Source organism: Streptomyces sp. SID486, assembly GCF_009865385.1.
In the GTDB taxonomy this organism is placed as follows: Bacteria; Actinomycetota; Actinomycetes; order Streptomycetales; family Streptomycetaceae; genus Streptomyces.
Window position 1 is genome coordinate 1 of sequence record NZ_WWJT01000296.1, and the last position, 18033, is coordinate 18033.

Here is an 18033-nt window from a genome sequence, read left to right on the forward strand (position 1 = left end):
CGCCGCGTCCACGGGCCCGCGCCCGGGCTCGCGCACGTGGCCCGCGAACCCCGGCCCCCGCCCCGGCCCATCGCGGTGCCCGGCCATGGCGGTACGCGGCCCATGGCGGTACGCGGCCCATGGCGTCGCTCGGGCAAGGGCGGTATCGGGGTACGGGCGTTGTCCGCGTAAGGGCGGTGTCCGGGTGAGGGCGGTGTCGGGAGGGCACGTGCCCTAGCGGTCGGCGACCCGCATCTCGAACCAGGTCGTCTTGCCGCGCGGGAGCAGGTCCACGCCCCACCGGTCGGAGAGCTTGTCCACGAGGAACAGCCCGCGTCCGCTCACGTCCGTCTCCTGGACCGGCATCAGACAGGGCAGCCCGCGGGAGGGATCGCGGACCTCCACCCGGATCCAGCCGGGGCGGCGGCGCATCCGCAGGCCGAAGACGCGGGCCCCGGTGTGCCGTACGGCGTTGCCGACGAGTTCCGACACGAGTAAGACCGCGTCCTCGGTCAGCTTGGGGGTGAGCCGCCAGGTGCGCAGGACGACGACCTGGGCGAGACGGCGGGCGGTGGCCGCGGATTCGGGGCGGGACGGCAGCGGGACCTCGGCCTGCGTCGGGTCACCGAACAGTTCGAGCGCCTTGAGCGCCTGTTCGTCCTCGACCGCGGGCGACCAGCGCGCCGCGGCCGCACGGCTGTGTCCCCGCGGCTGTTCGATGCCCTCCAGCCCCGCCATGCCCCCATGATGGCCGTCCGGAGCCGTCTTGGGGGCCGTTCCGGAGGAATACGCCCCTCGCACGCCCCCGTTCCGCGCCCGTCGCTCGGCATATGCCCAGGGCATGTCGTCCCGCAGGGCAGCACTGCTGACCTGCGGCGACGGCACGATCCCGAGCAATCGCCGAACGTCGGCGGCAGCGCGGATTTAAGGCTGCCTTAAGGCTGCGATAAACCGCTCCATCGGGGGACTCCCACGACCGCCCCGTCCACGTCCGGCCCCCTCGCGGGAGTCGTGGGACGTCACGCCGTTGACCGGCCGGGGGAATCCGGTGGGGATCAGAGGAACTTGGCCTTGCCCGGCCCTTCCTCCACGAAGCTGCGCATGCCGCGCTCGCGGTCCTCGGTGGCGAACAGGCCGGCGAACCAGTTCCGTTCGACGGCGAGCCCAGTGTCGATGTCGGTCTCCAGGCCGGTGTCGACGGACTCCTTCGCCGCGCGCAGCGCGATCGCCGGGCCTTGCGCGAGCCGCGCGGCCCAGGCGTGCGCCTGCTCGTACACCTCGGCGGCCGGGACGACCCGGTCCACCAGGCCGATCGCCAGGGCCTCGTCGGCCCGGACCTGACGGCCCGTGAAGATCAGGTCCTTGGCCTTGGAGGGCCCGACCAGCCGGGGCAGCCGCTGGGTGCCGCCGGCGCCGGGGATCAGCCCGAGCAGGATCTCGGGCTGGCCGAGCTTGGCGTTGTCGGCGGCGATGCGGTAGTCGGCGCACAGGGCCAGTTCGCAGCCGCCGCCGAGCGCGTAGCCGGTGACGGCGGCGACGACCGGCTTGGGGATGCGGGCCACGGCGGTGAAGGCGTCCTGCAGCGCGCGGGAGCGCCGGACCATCGCGGCATGGTCCATGTTCTGCATCTCCTTGATGTCCGCGCCCGCCGCGAACACCCGCTCACCGCCGTAGATGACCACGGCGCGCACGTCGTCGCGGCGTGTGGCCTCCTCGGCCAGCTCCTTGAGCCGGTCCTGGGTGGCGATGTCCAGCGCGTTCATCGGCGGCCGGTCCAGCCGCATGGTGCCGACGCCTTCGGCGACTTCCAGAGTGACGGTCATGGGGGTCAGGTTAACGGGGACTAACGGCCGCGGGCCCGGTGCCGTAGGTCACAGCACCGGGCCCGCACATCGGTGGGGGCTCACTTCTTCCAGTCGGCCCAGGACATGTTCCAGCCGTTGAGGCCGTTGTCCGGCGACACCGTGCGGTCGTCGGAGTTCTTGACGACCACCACGTCACCGATCATCGAGTGGTTGAAGAACCAGGCCGCCGGCACGGAGCCGTCGTAGCCGCCGCGCACGTCGCGCAGGCCCACGCAGCCGTGGCTGGCGTTGGAGTTGCCGAAGACGTCGCCGCCCCAGTAGTTGCCGTGGATGAAGGTGCCGGAGGTGGTGAGGCGGATGGCGTGCGGGACGTCCTTGATGTCGTACTCGCCGCCGTAGCCGACCGTCTCGCCGTTCATCCGGGTCACGGCGAGCTTCTCGCTCATGACCATCTGGCCGTTCCAGGTGTCGTAGCCGGGCTTGCCGGTGGTGACCGGGAGGGTCTTGACGACCTTGCCGTCCTGGGTGACCTTCATCGTGTGCTTCTTGGCGTCCACGACGGAGACCTGGTTGCGGCCGATGGTGAACGTCAGGGTCTTGCGCTGCTTGCCGTAGACGCCGTCACGGCCCTCGACGCCGTCCAGGTCGAGGTCGACGGTGACCTTGGTGCCGGCCTTCCAGTACTTCTCGGGACGGAAGTCCAGGCGGTCGTTGCCGAACCAGTGGCCCTCGACGTCCACGGCCGGCTCGGTCTTGACGTGGATGGCCTTCTCGACCGCCGCCGGGCTGGTGATGCCCCGCGTGAAGTGCACGGAGAACGGCATCCCGACACCGACGGTGGAGCCGTCCTCCGGGGTGAAGTTGCCGACGAAGGTGTTCTTCGGGGTGAGCGTGGTGAAGGTGCTGTCCTCGGCGGCCTCGCGGCCCTCGGAGTCCTTCGCGACCGCGTGCACGGTGTACCTGGTGGCGGCGGCCAGATGGGTCGACGGCGTCCAGGACGCGCCGCCCCCGGTGATGGCCCCCTGGACCTTCGCGCCCTTCTCGTCCTTGACGGTGACCTCGGTCAGCTCGCCCTTGGCGACGCTCACCTTGAGCGCGCCGCTGGTGTCGACGCCGGTGGCGCCGGACTTGGGCGCGATGCTGACCGCGGCCGTGGACTGCGCGCCCCGCCCTTCCCCCGTGCCCTTGCCCTTCCCGTCCCCGGTGCCGGAGTCCCCGCCCCCGCCGCACGCGGCGAGCGACAGCACCAGGGAGCCGGCTATGAGTGCCAGTCCCCTACGGCCCCGCCGCCCCCGTGCCGACGCCCCCGATACAGGCCGCATGTTCAAGTTGTTCTCCCCTCGCCGGACCAGGTCAGGCCCGCTCCCCACCACTTTGTGCGCGCATATTAACTGTCAGGATCTGAGCGCGGTGTCAGGCGAATGTCACCGTTCCGTCGCAACTTCCGCCTGGCACCCGCACCCCGCGCCGCTCCCCCTCCCCGGGTCACTTCACCGCGCTGCCCGCGCTCCACTCCTTCCAGGACATGTTCCAGCCGCCCAGGCCGTTGTCCGGCGCGACCGTCTTGTCCTTGCTGTGCACCACCTCGATGACGTCGCCGATGAGGCTGCGGTCGAAGAACCAGCCCGCCGGGGTGTCCGAGCCGCCCCCCTTGACGTCCCGCAGGCCCACGCAGCCGTGGCTGACGTTGGCCACCCCCGGGGCCTCGGGCGCCCAGTAGTTGCCGTGCAGGAAGGTGCCGGAGTCGGTGAGCTTCATGGCGTGCGGGACGTCGGGGATGTCGTACTCGCCGCCGAACCCGACGGTCTGGCTGTTCATGCGGGTGACCTCCAGCATGTCCATCACCACCATCTTGCCGTTGTAGCTCGGGTGCTTGGGGGCGCCCGCGGTGACGGGGACGGTGGCCAGGAGCTGTCCGTCGCGCCGGACGTCCATGCTGTGCTTGGTCACGTCGACCAGGGAGACCTGGCTGCGGCCGACCGTGAAGGAGAAGGTCTTGTCCTGCAGCCCGTAGATGCCGCGCGCCCCCTCGACGTCCCGCAGGTGCAGGTCGACGGTGACCTCGGTGCCGGGCTTCCAGTACTGCTCGGGACGGAAGTCCAGGCGGTCCTTGCCGAACCAGTGCGGGCGGATCTCGACGGGTGGCCGGGCGGTGACGCGGACGGCCCGCTCCACGGCGGCCCGGTTCGCGATCTCCCGGTTGAAGGCGAGCGAGACGATCATCCCGGTGCCGACGGTGGCCCGGTTCTCGGGAGTGACGTAGCCGATGAACCGTTCGTCGGGAACGTAGGTGGTGAAGGTGGTGTGCCGGGCCGAGCGGCGGCCCTGGGAATCCAGCGCGACCACGTCCACGGTGTACTTGGCGGCGAGCGCCAGCCGGTCCTCGTCGGGCAGCCAGGTCAGCCCGTTGTCGCCGATGTGGCCCGGGACCGGCGTGTCCTGCGCGTCCTGGGACCGGACGACGGTCACCTTCTCCAGGCGCCCCCCGGGCACCCGGATCCGCAGCCGTTCGTCCGGGCGTACGTCCTTGCTGTTGTCGTCGGGGGCCACCCGGATGACGTCCTCGGGGGCGGGTGGCCCGCCCAGCCCCCCGCCCATGCCCAGGGGTCCCGGGCCGTCCGCGGAGCAGCCCGTGAGCAGCCCCGCCCATGTCAGTACGGCGGCCAGCGCGGCCCCCGCGCGCCGTGCGCGTCCTTGTACGTGCCTCACGCGGGACTCAACGACGGGCCCGCTCCGGGGAAACGTGAGTGCGAGCCACGCACTGGGCAGAACACAGGGAAGGACGACACGTTGGGGGCCGCCGCGCCCGCGTCAGGGGGGTGTTCTTCCGGATCGGGCCGGCTGGAAGGAGCAGAGCCGGGCGGACCGCGTGACCACGCGACGCCGACAGGATCCGGGCGGCGCCCCCCGGCCGTCGGGGTGTGGTCGTGCCGGGTGGCCGGGGTGCCGAGAAGCACCCCGGCCACCCGCACGGCCGACCGCGCCCCTCGGGCGAGCCACTGAGAAGAGGGCCGACAGTGACGAGCGCAGCCGAGCAGCGGGCACCGGCCGGGGAGCCGGCCGCCGGGAGCGGGCAACCGGCGGCGGTGAACGGCGCCCGGCGGGCCGTACCGCCCACCCCGGCCGTGTGGCCGGGTGCGCCGACCCCGCTGGGGGCCCGGTTCCGCACCGGCCCGGACGGGGTGGCCGGTACCAACTTCGCGTTGTGGGCGGCCGGGGCCGAGGCGGTCCGGGTGTGCCTGTTCGACGAGGGGGGCCGGGAGACACAGGTTCCGCTGACCGAGCTGACGCACGAGATCTGGCACGGTTTCGTGCCGGGCGTGATGCCGGGCCAGCGGTACGGCTACCGGGTGGAGGGCCGCTGGGACCCGTGGACCGGTGCCCGCTGGAACCCGGCCAAGCTGCTGCTCGACCCGTACGCCCGGGCGGTGGACGGCGAGTTCGGGCTGCCGCCGGAGGTGTACGGGCACGTGCGGGACTGGCCGGAGCAGCAGGTCGCCGACACCGTGCGGGACGAGCGGGACTCGGCGCCGTACGTCCCGAAGGGCGTCGTCGTGCACGACGACGACGACTGGTCCGACGACCACCGCCCGAAGACGCCCTGGGCGGACTCGGTCATCTACGAGCTGCACGTCCGCGGTTTCACCCGGCTCCACCCCGGCATCCCCGAGGAGCTGCGCGGCACCTACGCCGGGCTCGCCCACCCCGCGGCGATCGAGCACCTGGCCGGGCTCGGCGTCACGGCCGTCGAGCTGCTGCCCGTGCACCAGTTCGCGCACGAGGACCATCTGCTGCGCCGGGGGCTGCGGAACTACTGGGGCTACAACTCCATCGGCTACTTCGCCCCGCACGCGGCCTACGCGGCCTCCGGCACCCGTGGGCAGCAGGTCGGCGAGTTCAAGCGGATGGTGCGCGCGCTGCACGCGGCCGGCATCGAGGTCATCCTCGACGTGGTCTACAACCACACCGCGGAGGCCGGCGAGCTGGGCCCGACGCTGTCCCTGAAGGGCATCGACAACCGCGGCTACTACCGGCTCCAGGGCGACGCCCGCCGGTACGCCGACTACACCGGCTGCGGCAACACCCTGCACGTCGTCCAGCCCCAGGTGCTGCGGCTGATCACCGACTCGCTGCGGTACTGGGTGACCGAGATGGGCGTGGACGGCTTCCGGTTCGACCTCGCGGCGGCACTGGCCCGCTCGATGCACGACGTCGACATGCTCTCGCCGTTCCTGGCGGTGATCGCCCAGGACCCGGTGCTGCGCCGGGTGAAGCTGATAGCCGAGCCGTGGGACATCGGCTCCGGCGGCTACCAGGTGGGCGCCTTCCCGCCCCTGTGGACCGAGTGGAACGACCGGTACCGCAACGCGGTGCGGGACTTCTGGCGGCACGCCCTGCCCGACGTGCGGGAGATGGGCTACCGCCTCTCCGGCTCCAGCGACCTGTACGCCTGGGGCGGCCGCCGCCCCTACGCCTCCGTCAACTTCGTCACCGCGCACGACGGCTTCACCCTGCGCGACCTGGTGTCGTACGAGACCAAGCACAACGAGGCCAACGGCGAGAACAACCGGGACGGCACGGACGACAACCGCTCCTGGAACTGCGGGGCGGAGGGCGAGAGCGCGGACGGCCGGGTACGCGCGCTGCGCCGCCGGCAGCTGCGCAACCTCCTCACCACCCTGCTGCTGTCCACCGGGGTGCCCATGCTGGTGGCCGGCGACGAACTGGGCCGCACCCAGCGCGGCAACAACAACGCCTACTGCCAGGACAACGAGATCAGCTGGCTGGACTGGTCCCTGCTGGAGGACCCCGGCTGGCGGGCGCTGTACGACCTGACCGCGCGGCTGATCGGGCTGCGCCACCGGCATCCGGTGCTGCGCCGGCGGGCCTTCTTCTCCGGCCGGCCGGCGACCGCGGACGGGCTGCGGGACCTGGCCTGGTTCACCTCGCGGGGCGCGGAGATGACCGAGGGCGACTGGTACGCGCCGGCGGCGACGCTCGGCATGTATCTGTCCGGGCGGGACATCCCGGGCCGGGACGAGCGGGGGGTGCCGGTGGTGGACGACAGCTTCCTCGCGGTGCTGCACGCCGGTGACCGGCCGACCGGCTTCGTGCTGCCGGGGCCGCCGTGGGCCGAGCGGTACGAGGTGCTGGTGGACACCTCCGTGGAGGAGCAGGCCCAGGCGCCGGGCACGGTCCATCCGGCGGGGGCCCGGATCACGGTCCCGGCGCGGGCGGTGCTGTTCCTCCGGGTCGCCTGATCCCGCGGCCGGGGCCGTGCGGGAGAATCCCCGGGCCTGTGCACCGGCTGTGCGTGACGCGGATCACGTCCGCCGGGTGCAGCGCGGGCGGGGGTCCAGGGCCTTACCCCTGGTGAGAGACAGCCGGCGAGGACAGGAACCGTGAGGATGGAGCAGGCTCGGGCCGGTGAGTACGACGCGTTCGTGGCGGCCCGCTGGTCGGTGTTGTTCCATCTGGCCCGTCTGCTCACCGGAGGCGATCGGCACCGTGCCGAGGATCTGTTGCAGGAGTCCTTGGTCAAGCTGTGGTTCGTCTGGCCGAAGGTCGCCGAAGAGGCGCCGGAGGCCTATGTGCGCAAGGTGCTGGCGCGGGCCGCGGCCCGCTCGGCGCGCCGGCGCTGGTGGGGTGAGCGGCCGGTGGAGGAGCTGCCCGAGACGGCGGCGGCCGGCGACCTGTCGGCGGCCGTCGCCGAGCGGTCCCGGCTGGAGTCGGCGCTGGCACAGCTCAGTCCGCAGCAGCGGGCCGCCGTCGTGCTGCGTTACTACCAGGACCTGCCCGACCGGCAGGTCGCCGAGGCACTGGGCTGCCCGGTGGGCACGGCCCGGTCCCACGCCTCGCGGGGGGTCGCCCGGCTGCGCCGGCTGCTGGCCGACGTCATCGAGCCGGTGGGGTGAGGGAGGACCCGTGGACCGCATGGATCAGACGGATCGCAGGGATCACTTCGAGCGACAGCTGACGCAGCTCATGTGCCAGCACGGGCCGCAGGCGTCCTTCGAGGCCCGGCACCGGGAGGCGCTGCGGGCGGGTGTCCGGGCCCGGCGGCGGGTGCGCGCGGCGCGCCGGGCCGCCGGTTCGGTCCTCGCGGTGGCCGGACTCGCCCTGGGGCTGTTCCTGTGGCCGGACGGAGGCACCGAGAACCGGCCCGCCGCCCCGCACCCGCGGCCGGCGACCGGTCCGACGTCCCCGCCGAGCACGTCACCGTCGCAGTCGCCGAGCCGGTCGGCGTCCTCGGCACCGACGGTCTCCGCGACCCAGGGCACCACGACCACCTCCGAACCGCCCGCCGCCCCGGGGAGCTCGGCCACCTCGGCCTCCGTTCCGCCGACCGCCACCGCCACCGCCACCGCCACCGCCACCGCCGACGGGCCGCCGTCGGCCACGGCCACCGCCCGGGACGCCGGCACCGCCGCACCGCCGAGTGCGACCGCCGAGCCGTCGGACGAGCCCTCGTCGGCCGTCGGCGCGCGCGGCTGACGCCACCGCCCCGCCTCCGCCCCACCTCACCGTCCAGGCCCTCACCATGCCCGTAATACCGGAACAAACGGGAAACAACATGACATACATCCGACCGAGTCGGCCGTCCGCCGCGACACCGGCGCCCCGGCGGGCACCCCTGCGGACGTCCTGGGACGAGCCCGTCCTCGACGTGACCGTGCCGGTGTTCAACGAGGAGAAGGACCTGGAGCCCAACGTCCGGCGGCTGCACACGCATCTGCGGGACACCTTCCCCTACCCGTTCCGGATCACCGTCGCCGACAACGCGAGCACCGACCGCACCCCGGCCATCGCCGCCCGGCTCGCGGCGGAGTTCCCCGAGGTGTCCTCGCTGCGGCTGCCCGAGAAGGGCCGCGGCCGGGCCCTGCGGGCCGCCTGGTCGGCGTCCCGGGCGCCGGTGCTGGCCTACCTCGACGTGGACCTCTCCACCTCGCTCACCGCGCTGCTGCCGCTGGTCGCCCCGCTGATCTCCGGCCATTCCGACCTGGCCATCGGCACCCGGCTCGCCCCCGGGGCGCGGGTGGTGCGCGGGACCAGACGGGAGGTCATATCCCGCTGCTACAACGCGCTGCTGCGCTGCACGCTCGCGGTCGGCTTCTCCGACGCGCAGTGCGGATTCAAGGCGGTCCGGCGCGAGACCGCCGAGCGGCTGCTGCCGCTGGTGCGGGACGGGGAGTGGTTCTTCGACACCGAGCTGCTGGTGCTCGCCGAGCGGGCGGGCCTGAGGATCCACGAGGTGCCGGTGGACTGGGTCGACGACCCGGACAGCAGCGTCGACATCCTCGCCACCGCGCTGGCCGACCTGCGCGGGATCGCGCGGATGCGGCGCACCCTGGCGGGCCGTCGTCCCGGGCCGGTGGCCCGGTGACCGCGACCCTGCCCCGCATACGTGCCGCGGCCCCCGGGTCCGCGCCCGGCGCCCGGCTGCGGGCCGCCGCACGTCGGCACGGGCCGGTCCTGGCCCTGTTCGGCACGCTGAAGCTGGCCGGATTCTGCTCCTTCATGTACCTGTTGTCCTCCACCGGGGACCACCGCACCCGGGACCCCCGGTTCGGCGGCGGCACGCACGCCTGGGACGTGCTGGCCACCTGGGACGGCTGGTGGTACCAGCAGATAGCGCTGCACGGCTACGACCCGAAGCTCGTCCCGGTACCGGGCGCCACCGGCCTGATCACGCTGGAGGGCAACTCGGCGGCGTTCTTCCCGCTCTATCCGGCCCTGATGCGGCTGACCTCGGCGGTCACCGGCCTCGGCTCGTACGGCGCCGGGCTGCTGGTCGCGATCGCCGCCTCCTTCGCCGCCGCCCTCGGCATCCACGCCGTCGCGCAGCGGTTCGGCGGCCGGCGGGCCGGCCTCGCGGCGGCCGGGCTGTGGGCGGTGTGGCCGGGCTCGGGCGTGGAGTGGGCGGTCTACTCCGACTCGCTCTACGTGGCCCTCGCCGCCTGGGCCGCCTACGCCGTCCTCACCCGCCGCTGGCTCACCGCCGGCGTGCTCACCTTCGCGGCCGGCCTCAACCGGCCCACGGCCGTCGCGCTGATCGCCGCGCTCGGCGTGGCCGCGCTGTTCTCCCTGCGCCGCCGCGAGGACGGCGTGCTGCGGCCGGTCCTCGCCATCGCCATGGCCCCGCTCGGGCTGTTCGGCTATCTGCTGTGGGTCGGCGACCGCATGGGCGACCTGGGCGGCTACTTCAAGCTCCAGTCGGGCGCCTGGGCGCACAGCTTCGACTACGGCAAGCAGACCTGGGACGTGCTGACGTCCGTGCCCGTGGGCAAGTTCGACTACCTGTTCGCGTTCCCCTTCGCGGACGTCATCTCGGTCGGTGTCATCCTGCTCGCCTGCGCGCTGCTGCCGCTGCTGCTCCGGCTGCGCCCGCCCGCGGTGCTCGTCGTGTACACGGTCCTCACCCTGGCCCTGGTGCTCGGCAGCCAGCAGATCGTCGCCAACATCTCCCGCTATCTGCTGCCCTGCTTCCCGCTGTTCCTGCCGCTCGCGGCCGCCATGCGCCGGCTGAGCCTGCCCGTGCTGTGCACGGTGCTGAGCATCGCGGCGCTGGCCTCCGGCTCGTACGCCGGTTACGCCCTGTTCGAACTGGGGGTGCCGTGATCCGGCCGGCGCCGCACGCCGGACCTCACGCCAGGCTGTCCCGCCAGGCCCGGTGCAGGTCGGCGAAGCGGCCCGTGCCCGCGACGAGGCCCGCCGGGGGGCCGTCCTCCACGATCCGGCCGTGCTCCATCACCAGCACCCGGTCCGCGATCTCCACGGTGGACAGCCGGTGCGCGATCACCACGGCGGTACGGCCGCGCAGCACCGTCGACATCGCCCGCTGCACCGCCCGTTCACCGGGCACGTCCAGCGAGCTGGTCGCCTCGTCCAGGATCAGCACCGCCGGGTCGGCGAGCAGCGCCCGGGCGAACGCGACCAGTTGGCGCTGCCCGGCGGAGATCCGGCCGCCGCGCTTGCGGACGTCGGTGTCGTAGCCGTCGGGGAGCGCGCTGATGAACTCGTCCGCGCCGATCGCCTTCGCGGCCCGCTCGATCTCCTCCCGGGTGGCGTCGGGCCGGCCGATGGCGATGTTGTCGGCGACCGTGCCGGAGAACAGGAACGCCTCCTGCGTCACCATGACCACCCCGCGCCGCAGCTCGGGCAGCGCCAGCTCGCGCAGGTCCACGCCGTCCAGCAGCACGCGCCCGGCGGTGGGGTCGTAGAAGCGGGCGAGCAGCTTGGCCAGGGTCGACTTGCCGGCGCCGGTGGAGCCGACGACCGCGACCGTCTGCCCGGCGGGGAGGGTGAGGTCGAAGCGGGGCAGCACCTCGCCCCCGGTGCGGTAGCCGAACCGGACCCCGTCGAAGACCACCTCGCGCCCCGGCGAGGCGCCCCGTGGCGGCGGCAGCTCGCGCGGCCGGACCGGTTCCGGCACGGACGGGGTCCGGGACAGCAGCCCGGCGATCTTCTCCAGGGACGCGGCGGCCGACTGGTAGGAGTTGAGGAACATGCCGAGCCGGTCGATCGGGTCGTACAGCCGGCGCAGGTACAGCACCGACGCCGCCAGCACGCCCAGCTCCAGCGAGCCCGACGCCACCCGGGAGGCACCCCACAGCACGATCGCCGCGACCGCCGTGTTGGCCACCAGCCGTGAGCCGACCACGTAGCGGGCCATCTCCAGCATCGCGTCCCCGTTGGTGCGCTCGTGCCGTGCGTTCAGCTCCGCGAACTCGGCGTCGTTCGCGGCCTCCCGGCGGAAGGCGCGCACCGGCCGGATGCCGTTCATCGTCTCCACGAACTTCACGATGACCGCGGCGATCGCCGTGGACCGCGCCCGGAACACCCGTCCCGCGCGCCGCTGGTAGAGCCGGACGAGCAGGTACAGCGGCCCGAAGGAGGCCACCGCGACCGCCCCGAGGCCGAGGTCCAGCCAGAGCAGCAGCGCCGAGATGGAGACGAAGGACAGGACGACGGTCACCAGCTCCTGGAGCCCCTCGTCGAGGAGTTCGCGCAGCGACTCGACGTCCGTGGTGGACCGGGAGATCAGCCGGCCCGAGGTGTACCGCTCGTGGAAGTCGACGCTCAGCGCCTGGGCGTGCCGGAAGATCCTCCCCCGCAGGTCCAGCAGCACGTCCTGGCTGACCCGCGCGGAGGTCGCGATGAACGCGAACTGCAGCGCGCCCGAGGCCAGCGCGCACAGCAGGTAGCAGGCGGCGACCGCGACGAGCGGTCCGTGCCGGTCGTCGCGCAGGGCCGGCACGGCGGTGTCGATGGCGTAGGCCACGAGCAGCGGGCCCGCCTGCATCACCGCCTGCTGGAGCAGCAGCAGGACCGCGGTGAGCGCGGTCCTGCCCTTGCGGGGTGCGAGGAGCGAGCGCAGCAGGGCGGCGGTGGCGCCCGGCGGGGCGGGCAGGACGTCCCGGTCGAAGGGGTCGCCGCCGTCCTCGGGGCGGGCGGGTCCGTCGTCGTCGGCGGCGGCAGGGGTGGAGGCGGTCGTGGCGGTCAACGGGATTCCTCCTGCTCCCCGGACATCAGGTGGGCATACTCGGCGTTGTGGCGCAGCAGTTCCTGGTGGGTGCCGACGGCGGTGATCCGGCCGCCCGAGAGCAGGGCGACCCGGTCGGCGAGCAGCACCGTCGACGGTCGGTGGGCCACGATCAGCGCGGTGGTGTCGGCGAGGACCCGGCGCAGCGCGGCCTCCACGGCGGCCTCCGTGTGCACGTCCAGGGCGGACAGCGGGTCGTCCAGCACGAGGAACTCGGGCCTGCCGACCACCGCGCGGGCCAGCGCGAGGCGCTGGCGCTGGCCGCCGGAGAGGCTGAGGCCCTGCTCGCCGACGCGGGTGCCGGTGCCCTGCGGGAGCGCGTGGGCGAAGTCCGCCTGGGCGATGGCGAGGGCCCGGTCGAGCTCCGGTCCTCCGGCGCCGTCCGGGGCGCCCATGAGCACGTTCTCGCCGACGGTCGCCGAGAAGAGGGTGGGTTCCTCGAAGGCGACGGCGACCCTGGTGCGCAGTTCCTCGCGGGACATCTCCCGGATGTCCACGCCGCCCAGCGTGATCCGGCCGGAGGTGACCTCGTGCAGGCGGGGGACGAGTGCGGTCAGGGTGGTCTTGCCGCTGCCGGTGGCCCCGACGAGGGCCATGGACTCGCCGGGCCGGATGTGCAGGTCGACGTGGGCGAGGAGGGGCGGGGAGCCGGGGGGTGCGTCGGGGTAGCGGAAGGAGACGTCCTCGAAGCGCAGTCCGGTCTCCCCCACGGGCGCCGGCCCGGCGGCAGGGCCGGCGGCCCCGGTGTCCTCCGGCGCCTCGTCCATCACCTCGAAGTACCGTTCGGTCGCCGTGGCCGCCTCCTGGCTCATCGCCAGCAGGAACCCGATGGAGTCCACCGGCCAGCGCAGGGCGAGCGCCGTGCTCAGGAAGGCCACCAGCGTCCCCGCCGACAGCTCGCCGTCGGCCACCCGGACCGCGCCCAGCACGAGCGCCGCCCCGATCGCCACCTCAGGCAGCGTCACGATGACGGCCCAGATGGTGGCCAGCAGCCGCGCCTTGCGCAGTTCCGTACCCCGCAGCCGGCCCGCGAGTTCACCGAAGGCGCGGGCCTGGCTGCGATGGCGGCCGAAGCCCTTGACGACGCGGATGCCGAGCACGCTCTCCTCGACCAGCGTGGTCAGGTCCCCGATCTGGTCCTGGGCCCGCCGCGCCACGCGCGCGTACCGCCGCTCGAAGACCACGCAGGTCCACATGACGGGGACGGCGGGGCCGAGGACGACCAGTCCGAGCGCCCAGTCCTGCATCAGCATGATCACCAGGCCGACGAGGATGGTCCCACCGTTGACCAGCAGGAACGTCAGCGGGAAGGCCAGGAACAGGCGGAGCAGCATCAGGTCGGTGGTGCCGCGCGAGAGCAGCTGGCCGGAGGCCCAGCGGTCGTGGAAGGCCACGGGCAGGCGCTGCAGACGGCGGTAGAGGTCGGCCCGCATCTCCGCCTCGACGTGCGACAGCGGCCGGGCCACGAGCCGGCGCCGGATGCCGAACAGGACCGCCTCCGCGACACCGAGCAGCAGCAGGTACAGCGCGCCGAGCCAGACGCCCGCCGGGTCGCGGTCGGCGACCGGCCCGTCGACCATCCACTTCAGGACGAGCGGGATCACCAGGCCCGTGCAGGAGGCGACCACCGCGACGAACGCGGCGGTGAACAGCCGTGCGCGCACGGGGCGGACGTACGGCCACAGCCGGAGCAGGGTGCGTACGGCGGAGCGGTCGGTGGTTGCACGTGTCGTGGGCATCAATCGCGAGCGTACGGACCGCCACTGACATCGCCCAGCGAGTTTTGGCCGGGCCGCTCTCGGTCGTGGGTCCTACGACCTGCGCCCCCGGGTTCTTGCGCACCTCCCCCCAACGGTCCGCATACCGAACAGGAACATCCGGACAACGAACCATTTCCGGCCAAATTCGTGACGCGGTCCTGACAGAACGGGAGATCTCCTGCCACTCTTCCCTGGCCGACTCACAGCAACCCCACAGCTTCTGCGCATCCGCGTGGGCCGGCTCAGCACCTGCACCCGCACCTGGTTCCGCGTAACGCCCTGTTCTGCCCGGACGCCCCAACCCACCGTCCGGCTCCCCCGGCCGCGCGACCCGCGGTCCCGCAGAAGGAGTCAGTGTTGAGAAGCAGTTCCTCTCGCGGACGCACCTCCCACACGCCGCACCACCGCACCGCTGCCCTCGCCCTCGCCGGCGTCGCCGCCCTGATCGCCGCCGCCGTCCAGTCCGGCGCCGCCAGCGCCGCCCCGGCGCAGCCGCAGGCCGGGAAGGCCGACCCGGCCCACGCGGCGCTCAGGCTCACTCCCTCGCAGCGCGCCGAGCTGATCCGCCACGCGGACGCCGGCAGAGCCGCCACCGCCCGCCAGATCGGTCTGGGCGACCAGGAGAAGCTGGTCGTCAAAGACGTCGTCAAAGACGCCGACGGCACGCTGCACACCCGGTACGAACGGACGTACGCGGGCCTGCCGGTGCTCGGCGGCGACCTGGTCGTGACCACCGCCAAGTCGGGCAAGACCATGGACGTGGTCAAGGCCACGAGCGCGACGGTGAAGGTCGCCGGCCTCACCCCGGCGGTGGCGAAGGCCACGGCGGAGAAGCAGGCCGTTCAGCGGGCCAGGGCACTGGGCGGGACCCGGTCGGCCGCGGACAGCGTCCGCAAGGTGATCTGGGCGGCGACGGGCAGGCCCGTGCTGGCCTACGAGACGGTCGTCGGCGGCCTCCAGGACGACGGCACCCCCAGCCGGCTGCACGTCGTCACCGACGCCGCCACCGGCAAGAAGCTCTACGAGTACCAGGGCGTCAAGAACGGCATCGGCAACACCCAGTACAGCGGGCAGGTCACGCTGACCACGACCCAGTCGGGGTCGACGTTCACGCTCAACGACGGGGCGCGCGGCAACCACAAGACGTACAACCTGAACCACGGCTCCTCCGGCACCGGCACCCTGTACTCGCAGACCAACGACACCTGGGGCAACGGCACCAACTCCAACGCCGCCACGGCGGGCGCGGACGCCCACTACGGGGCCGCGGTCACGTGGGACTTCTACAAGAACACCTTCGGCCGCAGCGGCATCAAGAACAACGGCGTCGGCGCCTACTCCCGCGTGCACTACGGCAACTCGTACGTGAACGCCTTCTGGGACGACAGCTGCTTCTGCATGACCTACGGCGACGGCTCCGGCAACGCCAAGCCGCTGACCGCGATCGACGTCGCCGGGCACGAGATGAGCCACGGCGTCACCTCCGCCACCGCGAACCTCACCTACAGCGGCGAGTCCGGCGGCCTGAACGAGGCCACCAGCGACATCTTCGGCACCGGAGTGGAGTTCTACGCCAACAACTCCTCCGACGTCGGCGACTACCTCATCGGCGAGAAGATCGACATCAACGGCGACGGCTCACCGCTGCGGTACATGGACAAGCCCAGCAAGGACGGCGCGTCCAAGGACAGCTGGTACTCGGGCATCGGCGGCGTCGACGTGCACTACTCGTCCGGGCCGGCGAACCACTTCTTCTACCTGCTCAGCGAGGGCAGCGGCACCAAGGTCATCAACGGCGTGACCTACAACTCCCCGACGGCGGACGGCCTTCCGGTCACCGGCATCGGCCGGGACAAGGCGCTGCAGATCTGGTACCGGGCCCTGACCACCAAGTGGACGTCCACCACCAACTACGCGGGTGCCCGCACCGGCACCCTCGCGGCGGCCGGCGAGCTGTACGGCACCACCAGCGCCGAGTACAAGGCGGTGCAGGACGCCTGGGCGGGCGTCGCGGTCGGCTCGCGCTCCGGCGGCGGGGGCGGCGGCGGCACGTCGTACGAGAACACCACCCCGGTGGCCGTCCCCGACAACGGGCCGGCCGTCACCTCCAACATCACCGTCTCCGGCCGGACCGGCAACGCGCCGAGCAACCTCCAGGTGGCCGTGGACATCACGCACACCTGGCGGGGCGACCTGGTGATCGACCTCGTCGGGCCGTCGGGCACCGCGTACCGCCTGAAGAGCTTCAGCGGTTCCGACTCGGCGGACAACGTGAACGAGACCTACACGGTCAACGCCGCGGCCGAATCGGCCAATGGCACGTGGAAGTTGCGGGTGCAGGATCAGGCCACGTACGACACGGGAACGATCAACGGCTGGAAGCTGACCTTCCCGTAAACCGCATGCCGCGGGCCCGGAAACACGGCGTCGCCCGAGGGTGCAGCACCCTCGGGCGGCGCCCGTTCACATTCCGGAAACGTTTATCGGACAGTCGATTTTCCGCCAACATCACTTCAGGGGCCTGACATGTACGCGCCCTTGGTGTCACTCTCTCTCCACCCGCCGCAGCAGCACAGCAACTTCTCAACCCCATAGCAGCCGGCCAGTAACCCCACGCTGACCGGACTCCCCACAAGAAGGAGCTTTGAGTGAGCCCCCTCTACGCGCGTCACAAGCGCACCACTCTGGCCATCGCCACCGCTGTCGCCGCCGGAGCCCTCATCTCCACCGGCCTGACCACCAGCGCGAGCGCCCAGACCCCGGCCGGAGCCGCCGCCGCCAAGCCCCTGGCCGCCGCCCCGACCACGCTGTCCGCCGCTGCCCGCACCACCCTGATCCAGCAGGCCCAGGCCGGTGCCACCGACACCGCCCGCCTGATAGGTCTCGGCGCCAAGGAGAAGCTGGTCGTCAAGGACGTCGTCAAGGACGTCGACGGCACGGTCCACACCCGCTACGAGCGCACCTACGGGGGCCTGCCGGTCCTCGGCGGCGACCTGATCGTGCACACTGCCAAGTCCGGGCGGACCGAGGGTGTGACCAAGGCGGCCACGTCGGCCATCAAGGTGGCCTCGCTCAAGCCGCAGATCACCGCCGCCAAGGCCGAGAAGCAGGCGGTCTCCGCCGCCAGATCCCTCGGCTCCGCCAAGTCCTCCGCGGACGGCGCCCGCAAGGTGATCTGGGCCGGCTCCGGCAAGCCCGTGCTCGCCTACGAGACGGTCGTCGGCGGCCTGCAGGACGACGGCACCCCCAACCAGCTGCACGTCATCACCGACGCCGCCACCGGCAAGAAGCTGTACGAGTACCAGGGCATCGAGAACGCGACCGGCAAGACGCTGTACTCCGGCACGGTCACCCTCAACTCGGTGCAGTCGGGCTCGACGTACCAGCTCACCGACAGCGCTCGGGGCAACCACAAGACGTACAACCTGGCCCGCAAGACGTCCGGCACGGGCACCCTGGTGTCCAGCTCCACCAACGTCTTCGGCACCGGCACCGCCTCCAGCTCCTCCTCCGACCAGACCGCGGCCGCGGACGCCGCCTACGGCGCGGCGGAGACCTGGGACTTCTACAAGAACACCTTCGGCCGCAACGGCATCAAGAACAACGGCGTCGGCGCCTACTCCCGCGTCCACTACGGCAACGCCTACGTGAACGCGTTCTGGGACGACAGCTGCTTCTGCATGACCTACGGCGACGGCTCCGGCAACGTCGACCCGCTGACCTCCCTGGACGTCGCGGGCCACGAGATGAGCCACGGTGTCACCTCCAACACCGCGGGCCTGAACTACTCGGGCGAGTCCGGCGGCCTGAACGAGGCCACCAGCGACATCTTCGGCACGGGTGTCGAGTTCTACGCGAACAACCCCAACGACGTCGGTGACTACCTCATCGGCGAGAAGATCGACATCAACGGCGACGGCACCCCGCTGCGCTACATGGACAAGCC

General features: G+C 72.5%; 12 protein-coding genes and 1 pseudogene. 7 read left to right on the forward strand and 6 right to left on the reverse strand.

Annotated features, from left to right (window positions below; genetic code table 11):
* Positions 1–213: 213 nt before the first annotated feature.
* The 4 genes from GT045_RS13900 to GT045_RS13915 all read right to left on the reverse strand — a co-directional run bounded on the left by GT045_RS13900 (position 214) and on the right by GT045_RS13915 (position 4493).
* Complete coding sequence (locus GT045_RS13900; protein ID WP_202528015.1) at positions 214–822, reverse strand: ATP-binding protein; 609 nt, start codon at positions 820–822, stop codon at positions 214–216.
* Between the two features lie 212 nt (positions 823–1034).
* Positions 1035–1802 (reverse strand): enoyl-CoA hydratase-related protein, encoded by a 768-nt coding sequence (locus GT045_RS13905; protein WP_161292580.1) that lies wholly within the window; start codon positions 1800–1802, stop codon positions 1035–1037.
* Between the two features lie 80 nt (positions 1803–1882).
* Positions 1883–3106 (reverse strand): Ig-like domain-containing protein, encoded by a 1224-nt coding sequence (locus GT045_RS13910; protein WP_202528011.1) that lies wholly within the window; start codon positions 3104–3106, stop codon positions 1883–1885.
* Positions 3107–3269: 163 nt separating this feature from the next.
* The gene (locus GT045_RS13915) at positions 3270–4493 is read right to left on the reverse strand and encodes an Ig-like domain-containing protein (protein WP_345942643.1); all 1224 of its coding nucleotides are present in this window, start codon (positions 4491–4493) and stop codon (positions 3270–3272) included.
* A 308-nt stretch (positions 4494–4801) separates the two neighbouring features.
* On the opposite strand from GT045_RS13915, the gene glgX reads away from it, so the two are divergent.
* From glgX to GT045_RS13940, 5 genes and pseudogenes are all read left to right on the forward strand, one after another.
* A complete protein-coding gene (gene glgX, locus GT045_RS13920; RefSeq protein ID WP_345942644.1) occupies positions 4802–7045 on the forward strand; it encodes a glycogen debranching protein GlgX in 2244 nt (747 codons plus the stop codon).
* Between the two features lie 147 nt (positions 7046–7192).
* Entirely contained in the window at positions 7193–7699 is a 507-nt protein-coding gene (locus GT045_RS13925) for a SigE family RNA polymerase sigma factor (RefSeq protein ID WP_161296245.1), read from the forward strand.
* 19 nt (positions 7700–7718) lie between these two features.
* Positions 7719–8279, forward strand: coding sequence for a hypothetical protein (locus GT045_RS13930; RefSeq protein WP_202528013.1), 561 nt, complete (start codon positions 7719–7721; stop codon positions 8277–8279).
* A 79-nt stretch (positions 8280–8358) separates the two neighbouring features.
* Positions 8359–9135 (forward strand): annotated as a pseudogene (locus GT045_RS13935) (dolichyl-phosphate beta-glucosyltransferase); the annotation flags it as partial.
* 29 nt (positions 9136–9164) lie between these two features.
* On the forward strand, positions 9165–10403 hold the full coding sequence (locus GT045_RS13940; RefSeq protein WP_161334351.1) for a hypothetical protein: 1239 nt from the start codon (positions 9165–9167) through the stop codon (positions 10401–10403).
* Positions 10404–10428: 25 nt separating this feature from the next.
* Here GT045_RS13940 and GT045_RS13945 read toward each other — a convergent pair whose 3' ends face one another.
* Positions 10429–12288 (reverse strand): ABC transporter ATP-binding protein, encoded by a 1860-nt coding sequence (locus GT045_RS13945; protein WP_161294908.1) that lies wholly within the window; start codon positions 12286–12288, stop codon positions 10429–10431.
* Positions 12285–14066 (reverse strand): ABC transporter ATP-binding protein, encoded by a 1782-nt coding sequence (locus GT045_RS13950; protein WP_161334352.1) that lies wholly within the window; start codon positions 14064–14066, stop codon positions 12285–12287. The genes GT045_RS13945 and GT045_RS13950 overlap by 4 nt, the downstream gene beginning before the upstream one ends.
* Before the next feature lie 378 nt (positions 14067–14444).
* Here GT045_RS13950 and GT045_RS13955 point away from each other — a divergent pair, with 378 nt between their 5' ends.
* Positions 14445–16484, forward strand: coding sequence for a M4 family metallopeptidase (locus tag GT045_RS13955; RefSeq protein ID WP_161334353.1), 2040 nt, complete (start codon positions 14445–14447; stop codon positions 16482–16484).
* A 251-nt stretch (positions 16485–16735) separates the two neighbouring features.
* The coding region (locus GT045_RS13960; RefSeq protein ID WP_161334354.1) for a M4 family metallopeptidase at positions 16736–18033 on the forward strand (1298 nt) is incomplete at its 3' end.

Coding starts and splice junctions, on each gene's coding strand:
- GT045_RS13900 (WP_202528015.1), bottom strand. CDS start 822: ATGCCCTGGGCATATGCCGAGCGACGGGCGCGGAACGGGGGCGTGCGA.
- GT045_RS13905 (WP_161292580.1), bottom strand. CDS start 1,802: ATGACCGTCACTCTGGAAGTCGCCGAAGGCGTCGGCACCATGCGGCTG.
- GT045_RS13910 (WP_202528011.1), bottom strand. CDS start 3,106: ATGCGGCCTGTATCGGGGGCGTCGGCACGGGGGCGGCGGGGCCGTAGG.
- GT045_RS13925 (WP_161296245.1), top strand. CDS start 7,193: ATGGAGCAGGCTCGGGCCGGTGAGTACGACGCGTTCGTGGCGGCCCGC.
- GT045_RS13930 (WP_202528013.1), top strand. CDS start 7,719: ATGGATCAGACGGATCGCAGGGATCACTTCGAGCGACAGCTGACGCAG.
- GT045_RS13950 (WP_161334352.1), bottom strand. CDS start 14,066: ATGCCCACGACACGTGCAACCACCGACCGCTCCGCCGTACGCACCCTG.